The following is a 16,269-nucleotide window of genomic DNA, read 5'->3' on the forward strand; positions in this document are numbered from 1 at the left end:
GTCCGGTTGTCCGAACGCGCCCCCTTTCATTGCGGGAAGCGGGCCGGATCGACCGGCCCGCCACGCCTTACTTGCCCGAATGGACGATCCGGTTGACGAGATTCTCGATCCGCTCCTGACGGCCCGAACGCGGGCGGGGATCGACCGCCTTCTGCTCGGCGAGGTCCGCGATGCCGGCCAGGTCGAGGCCACCGATCTGCTGACCGAAATCGCCGTCCCAACCGGCATAACGCTCGGCCTTGATCGCATCCAGGCGACCGTCCTCGATCAGCGCGGCCGCGTTGAGCAGGCCCTTGGCGACGACGTCGATGCCACCGACATGGCCGTGGAACAGATCGACCGCATCCATCGACTGGCGGCGAACCTTGGCGTCGAAGTTGAAGCCGCCGGTGGTGAAGCCACCCGCGCGGATGATTTCCAGCATCGCCAGAGTCAGTTCCTCGACCGAGTTGGGGAATTGGTCGGTATCCCAACCATTCTGGTGGTCGCCGCGATTGGCGTCGATCGATCCGAAGATGCCCAGCGCACCGGCGGTGGCGATCTCGTGCTCGAAGGTATGACCCGCCAGCGTCGCGTGGTTCGCCTCGATATTGACCTTCACTTCATTCTCTAGGCCGTACGCCTTGAGGAAGCCGTACACGGTCGCCGTGTCGAAGTCGTACTGGTGCTTGGTCGGCTCGTGCGGCTTCGGCTCGATCAGGATGGTGCCGTTGAAGCCAATCTTATGCTTGTGCTCGACGACGAGGCTGAGGAAGCGGCCCAGATTGTCGAGTTCGCGCTTCATGTTGGTGTTGAGCAGCGTCTCGTAACCCTCGCGGCCGCCCCACAGCACATAGTTGGCGCCGCCCAGGCGATGCGTCGCTTCCAGCGCGTCGCGGACCTGCATCGCACCGAAGGCATAGACTTCGGGGTCCGGGTTGGTCGCGCCACCGGCGGCGAAGCGCGGATGGCTGAACAGGTTGGCGGTGCCCCAAAGCAGCTTGCGGCCCGACGAGGCCTGGAGCTTTTCGAGGTGATCGACCGCCTCGGCGAAGTAACGGCGATGCTCGGCCACGCCCTGCGCATCGGCCATTACGTCGACATCGTGGAAACAGTAATAAGGCACGTCGAGCTTCGAGAAGAAGTCGAACGCGACCTCACGCTTCTGGGCGGCAGCCGCGCTGTCATTGGCACCGGCATGCCAGGGGCGGTTGAAGGTGCCGCCGCCGAACACGTCCGAACCCGGCCAGCAGAAGGTATGCCAGAAGCAGGCGGCGAAGCGGAGATGCTCCTCCATCGTCTTGCCCAGCACGACGCGGTTCTTGTCGTAGAAGCGATAGGCCAGCTCATTGTCGCTGTCCGGGCCTTCGTAACGGATCGTCGGGATGTCGGCGAAAAAATCGGTAGCCATATTAGGAATTCCTCGGAGTGATGCGGGAATAGCTGTCGCGGAAACGCGCGATCTTGGGAGCGAAGCGCTCGGCGAGCGCGGGGTCGGGAGCAATGGTGTGCGACACGGGCGGCGGTGCGCAGACTTCCTCCGGCGAGCCGCCATCGACCGCCAGTTGCGCCAGGCGTGCGGCGCCCAGTGCCGGTCCGACCTCGCCACCCTTGAGATAGACGAGTTCGACCCCGAGCGCCGCGGCCAGGGTCTGGCCCCAATAGGAAGAGCGTGCCCCGCCGCCGATGACGGAGAGTTGCGACAATTCGGTCCCGGCCTCGCGCAGCACCGACAGGCCGTCGGCCAGCGCGAACGCCACGCCTTCCAGCACCGCCTGCGCAAGACGTTCGGGCGTGGTGTCATGATCGAGGCCCAGGAACGCGCCGCGCACCTCGGCATCGTTGTGCGGGGTCCGCTCGCCCGACAGATAGGGCAGGAAGATTTCGGGGCCGCTCGCCGGGCCGACGCTTTCGGCCCGGGCGAAGAGCTCGGCGGCACCCGGCGTACCGGTCAGCCGCGCGACCCAGTCGATGCACGCCGCCGCCGACAGATGCACCGACATCTGGTGCCAGACATTGGGCAGACAGTGGCAGAAGGCATGGACCGCCCCCGCCGGATTGGGACGGAATTCCCTGGTCGCGGCGAAGATCACGCCCGACGTGCCCAGTGACAGCAGCGCGTCGCCGTCCTTGACCACGCCCACGCCCGCGGCACCGGCGGCATTGTCGCCACCGCCGCCCGCGACCGGCACCTGATCGATGCCCCAGGCCTCGGCGACTTCGGCACGCAGATGGCCGGTCTGCGCCGTGCCCTCGACCGCCTGCGGCATCTGTTCGCGGGTCAGACCGGTGGCGGCGAGAATCTCGTCGCTCCATTCGCGCGCCGCCACATCGAGCCACAAGGTGCCCGCCGCGTCCGACACGTCCGATGCTTTCTCACCCGTCATCCGCAGCCGGACATAGTCCTTGGGCAGCAGCACGGTGCGGACCTGCTCGAAAATCTCCGGCTCGTGATGGGCGACCCATAGCAGCTTGGGCGCGGTGAAACCCGGCATGGCCAGATTGCCTGCGATGCGATGAAGCGCAGGCGCCTTGGCCTCCAGTTCCGCACATTCGGCATGACTGCGCCCGTCATTCCAGAGAATGCCCGGGCGCAGCGGCTGATCGTCCGCGCCCAGCAACGTCGCGCCATGCATCTGCCCGGCCAGACCGATGCCGCGCACCGCCCGACGGACCGCCGGATCGATCGCGCGGACCGCCGCCGTCGTCGCCTGCCACCAGGCTTCGGGATCCTGTTCGGACCAGAGCGGCTGGGGGCGCTGCACGGTCAATGCCGCCGTCCCCTGCCCCACCACGGCGCCATGTTCGTCGAGCACCACGGCCTTCACGCCGGACGTGCCGATGTCGATACCCAGAAACATCCGCCGTCCTTACTTCACGAAGGGGTCGATGGTCGGGATCGTGCCGTCCGGGTTGAACTTCAACTCGGTCATCTTGACGTTGCGCAGGTGGTTCTTGTTCGACAATTGCGTGTCGGCGTAGAACAGCCACCACTTGCCCTTCCACTCGACGATCGAGTGATGGGTCGTCCAGCCCTGAACCGGGCTCAGGATATGGCCCTTGTACGTGAAGGGACCATAAGGGCTGGTGCCGATCGCGTAGTTCAGGAAATGCGTGTCGCCGGTCGAATAGGTATAGTAGTATTTGCCGTCGCGCTTGAAGACCCACGACGCCTCGAAGAAGCGGCGGTCATGATCGCCGCCCAGCACCGGCTTGCCCTTTTCGTCGAGGATGACGACGTCGCGCGGCGTTTCCGCGAAGGTCTTCATGTCGGGATTCAGCTTGGCGATCTTGCCGGAAATGGCGGGCTGGTCGTCCTGCTTCAGGTCGGTGTCGCTGCCGTTCGGATCGTACTTGCCGTCCTTCCAGCGCTGAAGTTGACCGCCCCAGATGCCGCCGAAATACATATAGGCCGTGCCGTTCGCGTCCTGGAAGACGGCCGGGTCCATCGAGAAGCTTCCGGGGATCGCCTCCGGCTCGGCCTTGAACGGGCCCATCGGATCCTTGGAGGTCGCGACGCCGATGCGGAACGCGCCCAGGCCGTTGCGATCCTTGGTCTTATCGCGCGCCGGGAAATAGAGATAATAGGTGCCGTCCTTATAGGCGGCGTCGGGGGCCCACATCTGCTGCGAGGCCCAGGGCACGTCCTTGACGTCGAGCGCAACGGGGCCGACGGTGACCGGACCACCGGGCTCGTCCATGCGCAACACGCGATAGTCGCGCATCGCATATTGGTTGCCCAGATCGTCGTCCTTGGTCTCGGTCGGGATGTCGTGACTGGGATAGACGTAGAGCTTGCCGTCATTCCAGACATGCGCGGACGGGTCGGCGGTGAAGATGTCGCGTACCAGCGGCTGCGACAGATAGTGGCGGCCATCGGGCGATGTCGGATTGGCGTCGTTCGACGCGGTGGCAGTGTTTCCCTGCGCCGCATTATCGGCCGTCTGCGGCGATCCACATGCCGCGGTGCCAAGCCCCAGAACCAGGCTGGCCATCATCAAGCGCTTCATCGCTTTCTCTCTCCCATTCGCCCCGTATCCAGGGCTTTGACGGCACGATAGCGCTATCAGCGGCGAGGATGCAAGGCCGGTTCGTCGTTTTCCGGGGACAGCTGTTCCGCATGGCCTTCGACTTCGCTCAGGCTGAACGGAGCGCGAGATCAGGGCGCCTCATCCCATCATCCGTTCAGCCTGAGCGAGGTCGAAGGCAAACGGATTCCCCCTCCGCGCCGACGCTTGACAATGCTAGCCCCGCCCTGTTGGTAACGATATTCAGGCCCCGCTCATCCCGTTGCGGGTCGACCCTTTCGTAAAGACCGGTACGCTTATGCCGGCGCGATTTCAGGACAGAGGATGACCCGCATGGCCCTTCGCTTTTCGCCCTCTTGCTGGCTGTTCGCCGCCGGTGTCGCGCTGCTGCCGCTCTCCGCCCTTCCCGCGCAGATGGCGACGCAGACCCCCCCCACGGTACCGGGGGCCAAGCCCGTCACGGTCGAGCGGATCAAGGTCCATTCGACCGCCATCGACGGCAATCTGGAGGGCAATAGCGCGGACCGCGACGTGATCGTCGTCCTGCCGCCCGACTATGCGAGGAACAAGGCCCGCCGCTATCCGGTCGTCTATGCGCTGCACGGCTATTCGATCGGTGCGGACCAATGGACCAAGGAAATCCATGTGCCCGCCTCGATCGAAGGCGCCTTTGCGCGCGGGGTGCCGTCGATGATCCTCGTCTTTCCCGACAGCAAGACGATGCACAACGGGTCGATGTACTCCTCGTCGCAGACGGTGGGCGATTTCGAGCGGTTCATCAGCCACGACCTGATCGCCGCGATCGATACGCGCTACCGCACCATCGCCCGGCGCGAAAGCCGGGGCCTGGCAGGTCATTCGATGGGCGGATACGGCACCGCGCGGATCGGAATGAAGCATGCCGACATGTACGGCGCCATCTATATGATGAGCCCCTGTTGCCTGTCGCCGCGCATGATGGCCCGGCCCGAAGGCACCGACGAAAAGTTGCTGAGCAGCCTTTCCTCGCCCAAGGAGTCCGAAAAGCTGAACTGGGGCCAGCGCGCGATGCTCGCCGCCTCGGCCGCCTGGTCGCCCAATCCGAAGAACCCACCGCTCTATCTCGACCTGCCGGTCAAGGACGGCAAGTTGCGCGAGGACGTCACCGCCAAGTGGCTGGCGAACACCCCCCTCGCCTTTGTCGACCAATATGTCGCGCCCTTGCGCAGCTATCGCGCGATCGCGCTGGATGTCGGGTCGCAGGACGGGTTGAAGGCCGATGCCCAGGCGCTGCACGACGCCCTGGATCGCTATGGCATCGCACACCGGTTCGAAATCTACGACGGCGATCATGTCAACCGGATCGGCGTGCGCTTTCAGGAGCAGGTGCTTCCCTTCTTCGGCCGGTCGCTGGTGACGAAATGATCCGGGCCTGTTCCTCTCCTGCAAGGGGAGGAACAGGCTGGCCGCTCAATCCGCGATGGGGCGAGTGCTATCGATCCGAAACGGTGTGCTGCGGGTCGGAACGCCCGTACCGGGCTGGCCCGAGCCGATCGAGACCCGATAGTCGCCCTTCATCACCATCCGTGTGCCATCGGCATCGACCGCGCTCAGGTCACGCGGAGCCAGGTTGAAGGTCAGGCTGCGCCGCTCGCCGGGTGCCAGATGGACCCGCTGGAAACCGCGCAAAGCGATGCGCGGTGCGCCCTCGAGCTTGGGGAAGTCGAGGTAAAGCTGCGCCACCTCGTCCCCCGCGCGGCGACCGGTGTTGCGCACCTCGGTGGTGACGGTCATGCTCCCGTCCGCGTCCGAGCGGACCGAAAGCGGCGCATAGGCGAAGCTGGTATAGCTCAGCCCAAAGCCAAACGGATAAACGGGGGTGCCGGTAAAGTAACGATAGGTCCGCCCCTTCATCGCATAGTCGCCAAAGGGCGGCAGGTCCTCGACCGAACGGTAGAAGGTCAGCGGCAAGCGACCCGCCGGGTTGGTCTTGCCCGACAGGACGTTGCCGACCGCCAGCCCCCCGGCCTGCCCCGGATACCAGGCTTCGACGATCGCATCCGCATTGGCCTTGGCCCAGGCGAGGTTCACCGGGCTGCCGTTCATCAGCACCACGACCAGCGGGCGGCCGGTCGCCTTGGCCTGTTCGAGCAGCGCCTGTTGCTCGGCGGGCAGGTCCAGCGTCGTCTTGTCGCCGCCCTTGAAGCCGGGCACGGAGATCGGCGCCTCCTCCGCCTCCAGATCGGAGGTCAGGCCGACGACCGCGACCAGCGCGTCGCTCGCCTTCGCCGCCGTGCGAAGCTCGCCCGCCGGATCGTCGGATACGCGCTTCCAGACAAGGTTGATGCCGGTCAGGATTCGCGCCTCGGTCGTGACGGTGATCGGGTAGCGACGCCCCTTTTCCAGCGTGACGGTCCTCATCGTCGGCAGGCTGTTCCATGAGGCCTTGGTCAGATCGACAAAGGGCTGCCCCTCAAAGGTCATCGCCCCGTTGAAACCCGATATGCCCAGCCGATAGCGTCCGCTCTCCGGTGGAACGAGATAGCCGGTCCAGACCGCCCGATGCACGTCGCGGACCGAGGACAGATCCAGGCTGCGCGAGGCGGCATTGGCCTCGACACGGGTGACGACGGGGCGATCCTCGAACCGCGCAGTCTTCAGCCATTCGCCCAGCGCACCGGGGGCGAAGCGTTCGGGAATCCGGCCCAGGACGTTGTAATAGCGGGCGAGAAGGCCGGGCTGCCCCTCTTCGGTCTGGAGCGCAGCGGTCGGAATCGGGTCGCCATCGGTGAAGGTCTCGGCGAAGGGCACATAGCGGATCTGCGCCCCTGGCATCGCGCGCCGCAGCCCGTCGACCACCGAGAATGCCGGTCCCGACAGCGACGAGGAATAATTGCCGCGCAATACGCGCGTCGCATCGCCGAGCGGGCCGATCACCGCAATCCGGGCGCTGGGCTTCAGCGGCAATATGCCCTTGTTCTTCAGCAGCACCAGGCTCTTCTCCGCCACCTCCAGCGCAAGTGACCGATGCGCGGGCGTGTCGATGTCGGCGGCGGAACTGGTCTGGATCGATAGCGGACGCAGGCCGGGCAGGTCGCCCGTGCGATAGCGCGCCGCGAACAAGCGGGTCAGCGAGCGGTCGACGTCCGCGACCGAGATCAACCCGCGCGACAATGCCTCGCGATAGGGATTGGTCAGCCCATCGGTATCGGTCAGCGTCGCATTGTTGCACTCGTTATCGACGCCCGCGCGCATCGCGGCGGCAACCGCGCTGGCGGCGTCGGGGGCGTAATGATGATTGGCGGCAATGTCCTTCACCGCGTCGCAGTCGGACACGACATAGCCGCGAAAGCCCCAGCGTCCGCGCAGATAATCCTTGAGCAGCAGGTCGCTGCCGCAGGCGGGTTGTCCGTCGATGCGGTTATAGGCACACATGATCGAACCCGCGCCGCCCTCTACGATCGCCGCGCGGAAGGCGGGGAGGTAGGTATCGACCAGATCGTGGCGCGAGACATAGACATTCGCCTCGTGCCGCGTGGATTCCGGGCCGCTATGCACCGCATAATGTTTGGGCGTCGCGACCACGTCGATCCGCGTCGGGTCGGTGCCCTGCATGCCCCGCACGAAGGCCACGCCCATCTTCGCGGTCAGATACGGGTCTTCGCCATAGGTCTCCTGCCCCCGGCCCCAAGCGCGGATCGCGGAAGATGTTGATGTTGGGCGACCAGGTGTCGAGCCCGGTGCCGATCCGTCCCATTCGCCCCGTCTGGCGAGCGAGCGCGTGGAGCCCGCGCACCTCGCTGCTGATCACCTGAGCCGCGCGGCCGACCAGCGCATCGTCGAAGGTCGCGGCCAGCCCGACCGGTTCCGGGAAGTTGGTCGTCGGCACCGGCCCAAGGGCGCCGTGGAGCGACTCCGTCCACCAATTATAGGCGGGCACGTCCAGCCGGGCGATGGCGGGGGCGGTGTTGAGGAGTTGCGCCAGTTTCTCGTCGGTCGTCATGCGCGCGACCAGACGGACTGCCAGTGCCTCGGCCTGGTCCACCCCGTCGGTCGCCGGAGCCACCGCCGTTCCGCCCTCCTGCGCTTGTGCGATGGCGGCCTGCGCTGTTGAAAGCGCCAGGACGGACAAGACCGATGCACGCCATGATCTCATGACAATCCACTCCCATGATGTTTTTGTTACCGTTATCAGCCGCGCGATGCCTGTCCAGCCGACAAATCCTCCGCAATCGATCGCGGTCGGTGGACAGCCGCGGATTAGTCCGACAAGATAGCGTTAAAACAGATTGGGAGGATGGCTATGCCCCGGACAATGCGGATGATTTTGGCATGCAGCGTGGCGCTGCTGGGACTGGCGAGTCCTCTGTCTGCGCTCGCGCAAACGGCAAGTGTCGATCCGCTCGCGCCGACCGGCCGATGGAGCGCGAACGATCAGGGGCAGGCCGCCCTGCCGCCCATGGGGTGGAATAGCTGGAATGCCTTCAACAGCGACGTCGACGAGGAAAAGGTGATGGCCTCGGTCAAGCTGATCGCCGACAAGGGGCTGCGCGAGGCGGGCTATCGCTACATCAATATCGACGATGGCTGGTGGCTGCGCCGTCGCCAGCCCGATGGTCGCATGGTGATCCGCGCCGACAAATTCCCGTCTGCCGCAGCCGGTCCCAACCAGCAGACCAGCTTTCGCCCATTGACCGACCGGCTCCACGCCATGGGGTTCAAGGCGGGCATCTATTCAGACATCGGCCGCAACAGTTGCGGCCAGGTCTATACGCCCAATTTCGCCAACCAGCCCGAGGGAAGCATCGCCGAACGCGAAGTCGGGCTATACGGGCACGCGGATCAGGACATCGCACTCTATTTCGGCGAATGGGGTTTCGACTATATCAAGGTCGATGGGTGCGGCATTCGTGGATTGGGCAAGGATGCCGACCATGTCCGCAAGGGCGATTACCGTGAACTGACCCCGTTGATCGACATGAACGCGCTGGCGCGGACCGATATTCCCGCCGTGCGCGCGCTGTACGATCAGGTCGCGGCGGCCCTGAAGCGCGAAAATCCGGATGGCGACTATATCTTCTCGCTCTGCCTGTGGGGTTCGGCGGATGTGCGGTCCTGGGGCAAGCAGATCGGCAATGTCTCGCGCACCAGCGATGACATCACCGCGCACTGGTCGCGGATGCTGACCAATTTCGACACCAGCGCCACCCGAGCGCTCTATGCCCATCCGCATGGCTGGAACGACCCCGACATGCTGTTCGTCGGATCGGGCGAATTCGACGCGAACCACATGACCGAGGCGCGTTCGCACTTCGCGCTGTGGGCGATGATGAACGCGCCGCTGCTGATCGGCTTCGATCTGCGCCAGGCCAATGCGGAACAGATCGCGCTGCTGGGGAACCGGGCGATCATCGCGCTCAACCAGGACCCGGCCGGGCATCAGGCGATCCCGGCCTATCTATCGGACGATGTGCAGATTTTCGTGAAGACGCTGGCCAATGGAGACAAGGCGGTGGCGATCCTGAACCGCACTGCCTCCCCCGTCACTCCCGTCCTGACCGCCGATCACCTGAAGCTGCGCGGCGACCGCCCGGTGGCGATGACCGACCTGTGGACCAGGCAGAAGAGTCGCTTTTCGGGTGAGACGAAGCTGACGCTCGCACCGCACCAGACGCTGATCTTCCGCGTGTCGGGCGAACGTCGCCTGCCGCGCGGCCATTATCTGTCGGAGACGCCGGGCGACGTGAACCCGGCGGAGGACGGCATCCGCACTCCCGAAGGCGATCCGACCATCCATCACGAACTCAGCCCCTGGGGCGGCACCAAGGGGCCGGGCGACTTCCCGCAATATGGCGGCTGGGGTGGTGCGCAGGCGGACCGCACGCCGTTCGGACGGCCGCTGCACCTGGCGGGCAAAGTCTATGATACCGGGCTGGGCGTGCTCGCCAATTCGCGGCTGGAGGTGCGCAACCCCGGCCAGTCCCGGTTCGGCGCCACGATCGGCATCGATGACTCCGCGACGGCGCGCGGTCGACGCGTGGTGTTCGAAGTCTATGGCGACGGCAAGCTGCTCGCCCGCTCGCGTCCCATGGCCCTGAACGACGCGCCGGCGACGATCGAGGCGGATGTGCGCGGCCGCAAGCTGATCGAACTGGTCGCCCGTGCCGATAGCGCTCCCGATGCCGCCCTGCCGGTGACTTGGGCCGATGCGCGGCTACTCGACTGAGCCCGATCGATACGGATGGACGTCGTCGTTGGATGGCCTTGCCGTTTCTGGGTGGCCATGCAACTGTCCTGACAAAGGAAAAAGGGAGAGGGTGATGAAACCCAATTGGCAAGGGCCGGTGCTGACCCGTCGTCAGCAACTGGCCGGTATGACGGGCGGTCTGGTAATGGGAGCGCTCCCGTCTGTGGCATGGGCCGCTGGTTCGGACGTGCCGCTTCGCGATCTGGCCGCGCAAAAGGGCATCCTGTTCGGCACCGCGATCAGCGCTGGCCGGGGCTCGCCGATCAACGACCCCGCTTATGCCGCGGTCGTCACGCGCGAATGCGCGACGCTGGTGCCCGAGAATGAGATGAAGGTCTATGTCGTCGGCAATGATCCCCGACATCTGAACTTCGCCCCCGCCGACCGTATCGCGGGGTTCGCGCGTGACCATCGTATGAAACTACGTGGGCACACGCTGCTGTGGAATTACGAAAAATATATATCGCCCGCATTGGCCGAGCAGGTCCGTACCACGGGGGCAGAGACATGGCTCCGCGCCTATATCGCACAGGTCGCGGGCCATTTCGGCGATCAGATCTATAGCTGGGACGTGGTCAACGAGACGATCAATCCCAAGACCGGCCAGATCCGGGGCACGGTGTTCGATCAGGCACTCGGCTTCGACATATTCAAGATCGCCTACGACGCCGCGCGCGAGCACGCCCCCTATGCCCAGCGCGTCTATAACGATTACATGTCGTGGGAAGTCGGCAACGAGGCCCACCGCGCGGGCGTGCTCCGCCTGCTGGAGCGGTTCCGCAAGGAGAATGTCCCCGTCGATGCGCTCGGCATCCAGAGCCACCTGGGCAATGACGGCAGCCATTCGCGCATCCAGCAGGCGGAGTGGAGGCGTTTCCTCGATGCCGTCACCGCCATGGGCTATCGCCTGCTGATCACGGAATTCGACATCAACGACCGCGAAATGCCGCGCGACGTGGCGCAGCGCGATGCGAAGACGGCGGCGGTGGCGCGCGACTATCTGGACATGATGTTCTCCTATCCGCAGCTCGACCAGTTCCTGTGCTGGGGCCTGTGGGACAAGCATAGCTGGCTGAACGGCTTCGCGCCGCGCGGCGACGGACTGCCGCAGCGCCCCCTGCCCTATGACGATGCGTTGAAGCCGAAGCCGCTCCGCGCCGCCATTGCCGACGCTCTGCGCGCCGCCCCCGTTCGAAAGGGTATTGCATGATCCGCCCGGTATTGACCGCGCTCGTTCTATCTCTGGCCATGGCTGGCGGGGCGACGGCCCAGACCGCGACCTTCGAGCGCTTCACCTATCAGGGCCGCTCGATCGAACAGGCGAAGCCCGCGTCGGGCCAATTTCTGAACCCCGTCATTTCAGGCTATTATCCCGATCCGTCGGTGACGCGGGTGGGCAAGGACTATTATCTCGTCAACTCGTCCTTCGCTCATTATCCGGGCCTGCCGATCTTTCACTCCACCGACCTCGTCCACTGGACCCAGATCGGCAATGCGATCGATCGGCCGGGGCAGCTCGACTTTACCGGACGCGCGGTGTCGGAGGCGGTGTTCGCGCCCGACATCACCTATCACGACGGCACCTTCTATATCGTCAACACCTGCGTCCAGTGCCGGGGCAATTTCGTCATCACCGCCAAGAACCCGGCGGGGCCCTGGTCCGACCCGATCTGGCTGCCCTTCGAAGGAATTGATCCGTCGATCTATTGGGAAGGGGACCGCGCCTATATCGTCAACAACCGCGCCCCCGCCGAGCCGCCCCGCTATGACGGCCACCGTGCCATCTGGGTGCAGGAATATGACTGGCGCGCCGGGAAAATGGTCGGCGAAAGTACGCAGTTGATCAATGGTGGCGTCGACCTGTCCAAGAAGCCTGTCTGGATCGAAGGCCCGCATATCTTCAAGAAGGATGGCTGGTATTATCTCACCGCCGCCGAAGGAGGGACCAGCGTCAACCACTCGCAGGTCGTATTGCGATCGAAGGCGCTGCGCGGCCCCTATGTGCCGTTCGCCGGCAATCCGATCCTGACCCAGCGCGATCTCGATCCGAAACGCCCGCATCCGATCAGCGCGGCGGGTCATGCCGAACTGGTCCAGACGCAGAACGGCGACTGGTGGGCGACCTTCCTGGCGACGCGCCCCTATGCCGAGGATTATTACAATATCGGGCGCGAGACCTTCCTGTTGCCGGTGACGTGGAAAGACGGCTGGCCGATCATTCTGGACAAGGGCAAGACGGTGCCCTGGACGCTCGCCAAGCCCCGCCTGCCCGCATCCCCGCCGCACAAGCTGCCGACCAGCGGCGATTTCGGCTATACCGACGAGTTCGACGGCAATCGGTTGGCGATGCAGTGGATCGGCATCCGTACGCCCAGAACGCCCTTCTACACCGTCGCGAACGGCACGCTGAATATGCGCGGCGGCGATGCGCTGGGCGATCGGCAGGGCGTACCGGGCTTCGTCGGACGGCGGCAGCAACATGCGATCGCCGATGTCTCGACCACGTTGCGCTATGCTCCCGCCAAGGACGGCGCGCGCGCCGGGCTGGTCGCGATCCAGAATGACTATGCCTATCTGTTCTTCGGTCTGACCCGCATCGACGGCCAGCCCCGGATCGCGCTCTACAAGCGGGAGGGTCAGAACACCCGTGACGAAGCCGCGCCCGAGACGCTCGTCGCCTCCGCGCCCTTCACCGCGAGCGGCCCGGTGACGCTGACCATCCATGCCAAGGGCGGGCAGATGGCATTCGACTATGCGGTCGGCGGCAGGACCATGACGCTAAAGCCCGATCTCGACGTGCGTTTCCTCAGCACGGCACGCGCCGGCGGCTTTGTCGGCACGGTGATCGGCCCCTATGTCTATGAGGCACGGTGATGCGGCGCAGCCTCTCGCTCACCCTGCTGGCGGCAACGCTCGGCGGCGTATCGGCCATGGCGGCGGCGCAGGCCTGGCAATCGGATCGGGGCGACGGCAGCTATGCCAATCCGCCGCTTTATGCCGATTATCCCGATCCCGACATCATCCGCGTCGGTCAGGATTTCTACTTCATCACCACGACTTTCGCGAACGTCCCCGGCCTGACCATCATGACCTCGCGCGATCTGGTGAACTGGCGGTTCGTCGGCCATGTCATCGACCGGCTGGAGGGGTTGCCCGAATATGAGCTGAAGAACGGCGGGGCCTATCGCAAGGGCATCTTTGCGCCCAGCCTGCGCTATCATGACGGGGTATTCTACATCGCCGTGACGCCGGTGGGCGAGAAGACGCGCATCTACCGATCCAGGGACATTCGCGGGCCGTGGCAGATGAACCGGTTGAGCGAAGAAGCCTTCGACCCCGGCCTCTTCATCGACAAGGACGGCAGCGCCTATGTCATGACCTCGGTCGGTTCGGACGGCACGACGACCCTGCTCAGCCTCAGCCGCGACCTGCGCACCGTCACCGACAAGCGCGTCGTCTATTTCAACAAGGGCGCGGAAGGCTCGAAGATCGTCCGGCGGGGCGATTATTACTATATGTTCAACGCCATCCCCCGGCGGCTGGGGATGACGGTGTCGCGCGCCAGGAGCCTGTTCGGCCCATGGGAGACCCGCGACCAGATCGACGACAAGACCGGCGGGCACCAAGGGGCGATCGTCGATCTGCCCGACGGCAGCGACTATGGTTTCGTCATGACCGATGCGGGCGCGATCGGGCGGATGACCAATATCAGCCCGGTCTTCTGGCGGGACGGCTGGCCCGTCTGGGGCACGCCAGACGCGCCGGGCCGCGTCCCCGTGACCGCGCGCAAGCCGATCCAGGGACAGCCGGTCGGCGTCCTTCCCGCCTCCGACGACTTTTCCGGGCGGACTCTCGGCCTGCAGTGGCAGTGGAACCACAATCCGCTGGACGATCGCTGGTCGCTGACCGAGCGGCCGGGCTATCTCCGGCTTCGCGCCACCCAGGCTCCCGCGCTGTGGAGCGCCCGCAACACGCTTCTCCAAAAGGGGCAAGGGCCGTTCAGTCGCGGCGTCGTCGCGATCGATACGACGCATATCGTCGCGGGCGATCAGTGCGGCTTCGGCACCTTCGGTAAATATAGCGGGCATATCGCCATCGGCCGAGGGCGCGACGGCCGACCGACGCTCACCATGCGGGTGATCGAGGACGTCGCCACGGCTCAGAAAACCGAAATCCGCGTCGATGCGCAGCCGATAACCGCCAAGCGGCTGTTCCTGCGCACCGATATGGACTTCAAGACCGACCGGGCCAGCGTCGCCTACAGTATCGACGGCCGGGACTGGCGGACGTTGGGCGGCGATTTCCCGCTCGCCTTCGATTGGCGGACGGGGACGTTCCAGGGACAGCAATATGCGCTGTTCTGCTACAATTCGAAGGCGAAGGGCGGGTGGATAGATGTGGACAGCTTCACGCTGTCGGGGCGGTAATCCCTTGGCCTTCGACTTCGCTCAAGCCAAGCGAAGTCGAAGGCCACGCATCACCCTCAACGCCTAGATTGTCGGCAATCCCCGCTCGACGATCTTGCGGATCAGGTCGCGGTGGCGAGGCAAGCCAGCGAGCATCCGCCCCGTCTGCACGTCATTTTCGCGGCGCGCACGCTCGGCGACGATGGCTTCCGCCTCCAAGCTGCCGGGGGCGATCTCGGTCCGCTGGCCCATGCCGTAGAGGACATATTGATAACTTGCCGAGGGGAAGACCTCCTCCACCCGGTCGAACTCGTCATGCATCCACGGCGCCTGGTAACGCCATAACTCCATCAGCGCCTGCAACCGATCGGGCATCGTCTCGGGACGGCAATTGTCACGCCAGAAGTCGCTATCGGTCCGCTTCGTCAGCGAGTAATGCAGCTTCAGGAAATCGACGATCCTCCCCCAGCGATAGAGGGTCGTATCGTTAAAGCGCCGCGCGACCGTGTCCATCACCTCGCGACAGGCGGGCATCTGCTCGGCGATCAGCTTGGCCGACAGCTCGATGAGCACGATGGCCGAGGCTTCCAGCGGTTCGAGGAACCCGGCGGCCAGCCCGACCGCCACACAGTTGCGCTCCCAGAAACGGATCCGGTGCCCGGCCCTGATCTTCAGCTCGCGCACCGGCAGGTCGCGACCCGCATCACCCAAATAGGCGCGCAATTCCCGTTCCGCTTCGTCGCGGTCGATATGGCTGCTGGAAAAGACATGTCCCACGCCGCGCCGGGTGGGCAGGCCGATGTCCCATATCCATCCCGAGGACTGGGCGGTCGAAATGGTGTGGGACGCGATCGGCGCATCCGCATCGTCATAGGGCACCTGGATCGCCAGCGCCGTGTCGCAGAACAGCACATCGTTCAGCGGCTTGAACGGCACCCCCATCGCCTCGCCCAGCAACAGCGAGCGAAAGCCGGTACAGTCGACGAACAGGTCGCCCGTCACCTCGCCCGCCTGCGCCGTCCGCACGGCGCGAATATCACCGTTTTCGGTCAACGACACCTGTTCGACATCGGCCAGGACATGGCGCACGCCCAGTTGCTCGCAGCAATGGCGGCGGAGGAAGTCGGCGAACTTTCCTGCGTCGAGATGATAGGCGTAATTGGCCAGCGCTTCATATTCGGGGGTTGCGATCGTCTTGGGGGCGAGGCCCGCGTCGCAAATCCGCCCCTGCGGTGTCACCGCGTCGCAGAAGCTGCCATCCCCCTCACCCACCAGCCAGTGCGGCGCGAGGTTCACCTGCCCGAAGCTTTGCGGCAGCATCAACGGGTGGTAATAACCGTCATCCGCCGCGCCGGTGGTCCAGCGGTTGAACCGCGCGCCCTGTTTGAACGAGGCGTCGCATTCGCGGAAGAACGCGGTTTCCGACACGCCCATGCGTTTCAGGGTCGTGCGCAGCGTCGGCCAGGTCCCCTCGCCCACGCCGATGATCGGGACATTGGGGGCTTCGACCAAAGTGACGGTGAAGCCATGCGGCCGCCGCCCCTGATGCCGCGCGGCGATGACGCCCGCGGTCAGCCATCCGGCAGTACCGCCGCCGACGATCACGATATTCTGAACGGGCTGAACCATG

The 16,269-nt window shown here is 65.1% G+C and carries 9 protein-coding genes and 1 pseudogene; 5 read left to right on the forward strand and 5 right to left on the reverse strand.

What is annotated here, in order from left to right; genetic code table 11:
* Nucleotides 1–67: 67 nt before the first annotated feature.
* Genes xylA through NZL82_RS00935 form a run of 3 tightly spaced genes read right to left on the reverse strand, consistent with a single transcriptional unit; the run spans nt 68 to nt 3,989 of the window.
* Entirely contained in the window at nt 68–1,390 is a 1,323-nt protein-coding gene (gene xylA, locus NZL82_RS00925; RefSeq protein ID WP_261267906.1) for a xylose isomerase, read from the reverse strand.
* A gap of 1 nt (nt 1,391) precedes the next feature.
* Entirely contained in the window at nt 1,392–2,840 is a 1,449-nt protein-coding gene (xylB, locus tag NZL82_RS00930; protein WP_261267907.1) for a xylulokinase, read from the reverse strand.
* 9 nt (nt 2,841–2,849) lie between these two features.
* Complete coding sequence (locus NZL82_RS00935; protein WP_261267908.1) at nt 2,850–3,989, reverse strand: glycoside hydrolase family 43 protein; 1,140 nt, start codon at nt 3,987–3,989, stop codon at nt 2,850–2,852.
* A 351-nt stretch (nt 3,990–4,340) separates the two neighbouring features.
* Between NZL82_RS00935 and NZL82_RS00940 the strand changes: the two genes are divergently transcribed.
* A complete protein-coding gene (locus NZL82_RS00940) occupies nt 4,341–5,411 on the forward strand; it encodes an alpha/beta hydrolase family protein (protein ID WP_261267909.1) in 1,071 nt (356 codons plus the stop codon).
* Nucleotides 5,412–5,456: 45 nt separating this feature from the next.
* Here the strand turns inward: NZL82_RS00940 and NZL82_RS00945 are convergent.
* Nucleotides 5,457–8,142, reverse strand: a pseudogene (locus tag NZL82_RS00945) (glycoside hydrolase family 3 C-terminal domain-containing protein).
* A gap of 159 nt (nt 8,143–8,301) precedes the next feature.
* On the opposite strand from NZL82_RS00945, the gene NZL82_RS00950 reads away from it, so the two are divergent.
* From NZL82_RS00950 to NZL82_RS00965, 4 genes are all read left to right on the forward strand, one after another.
* Nucleotides 8,302–10,212 (forward strand): NPCBM/NEW2 domain-containing protein, encoded by a 1,911-nt coding sequence (locus tag NZL82_RS00950; RefSeq protein ID WP_261267910.1) that lies wholly within the window; start codon nt 8,302–8,304, stop codon nt 10,210–10,212.
* 94 nt (nt 10,213–10,306) lie between these two features.
* Nucleotides 10,307–11,443: an endo-1,4-beta-xylanase gene (locus tag NZL82_RS00955; protein WP_261267911.1), complete on the forward strand. Its 1,137-nt coding sequence runs from the start codon at nt 10,307–10,309 to the stop codon at nt 11,441–11,443.
* On the forward strand, nt 11,440–13,107 hold the full coding sequence (locus tag NZL82_RS00960; RefSeq protein ID WP_261267912.1) for a glycoside hydrolase family 43 protein: 1,668 nt from the start codon (nt 11,440–11,442) through the stop codon (nt 13,105–13,107). Before NZL82_RS00955 ends, NZL82_RS00960 begins: the two co-directional genes overlap by 4 nt.
* The gene (locus tag NZL82_RS00965; RefSeq protein WP_261267913.1) at nt 13,107–14,660 is read left to right on the forward strand and encodes a glycoside hydrolase 43 family protein; all 1,554 of its coding nucleotides are present in this window, start codon (nt 13,107–13,109) and stop codon (nt 14,658–14,660) included. Before NZL82_RS00960 ends, NZL82_RS00965 begins: the two co-directional genes overlap by 1 nt.
* Before the next feature lie 63 nt (nt 14,661–14,723).
* Here NZL82_RS00965 and NZL82_RS00970 read toward each other — a convergent pair whose 3' ends face one another.
* On the reverse strand, nt 14,724–16,268 hold the full coding sequence (locus NZL82_RS00970; RefSeq protein ID WP_261267914.1) for a tryptophan halogenase family protein: 1,545 nt from the start codon (nt 16,266–16,268) through the stop codon (nt 14,724–14,726).
* Nucleotide 16,269: the final 1 nt, after the last annotated feature.

This window comes from Sphingomonas sp. LC-1 (assembly GCF_025371035.1).
Classification (GTDB): domain Bacteria; phylum Pseudomonadota; class Alphaproteobacteria; order Sphingomonadales; family Sphingomonadaceae; genus Sphingomonas; species Sphingomonas sanguinis_E.

Excerpts from the sequence above, each read along its gene's own strand:
- xylA (WP_261267906.1), bottom strand. The coding sequence starts at position 1,390 with ATGGCTACCGATTTTTTCGCCGACATCCCGACGATCCGTTACGAAGGC.
- xylB (WP_261267907.1), bottom strand. The coding sequence starts at position 2,840 with ATGTTTCTGGGTATCGACATCGGCACGTCCGGCGTGAAGGCCGTGGTG.
- NZL82_RS00935 (WP_261267908.1), bottom strand. The coding sequence starts at position 3,989 with ATGAAGCGCTTGATGATGGCCAGCCTGGTTCTGGGGCTTGGCACCGCG.
- NZL82_RS00940 (WP_261267909.1), top strand. The coding sequence starts at position 4,341 with ATGGCCCTTCGCTTTTCGCCCTCTTGCTGGCTGTTCGCCGCCGGTGTC.
- NZL82_RS00950 (WP_261267910.1), top strand. The coding sequence starts at position 8,302 with ATGCGGATGATTTTGGCATGCAGCGTGGCGCTGCTGGGACTGGCGAGT.
- NZL82_RS00955 (WP_261267911.1), top strand. The coding sequence starts at position 10,307 with ATGAAACCCAATTGGCAAGGGCCGGTGCTGACCCGTCGTCAGCAACTG.
- NZL82_RS00960 (WP_261267912.1), top strand. The coding sequence starts at position 11,440 with ATGATCCGCCCGGTATTGACCGCGCTCGTTCTATCTCTGGCCATGGCT.
- NZL82_RS00965 (WP_261267913.1), top strand. The coding sequence starts at position 13,107 with ATGCGGCGCAGCCTCTCGCTCACCCTGCTGGCGGCAACGCTCGGCGGC.
- NZL82_RS00970 (WP_261267914.1), bottom strand. The coding sequence starts at position 16,268 with ATGGTTCAGCCCGTTCAGAATATCGTGATCGTCGGCGGCGGTACTGCC.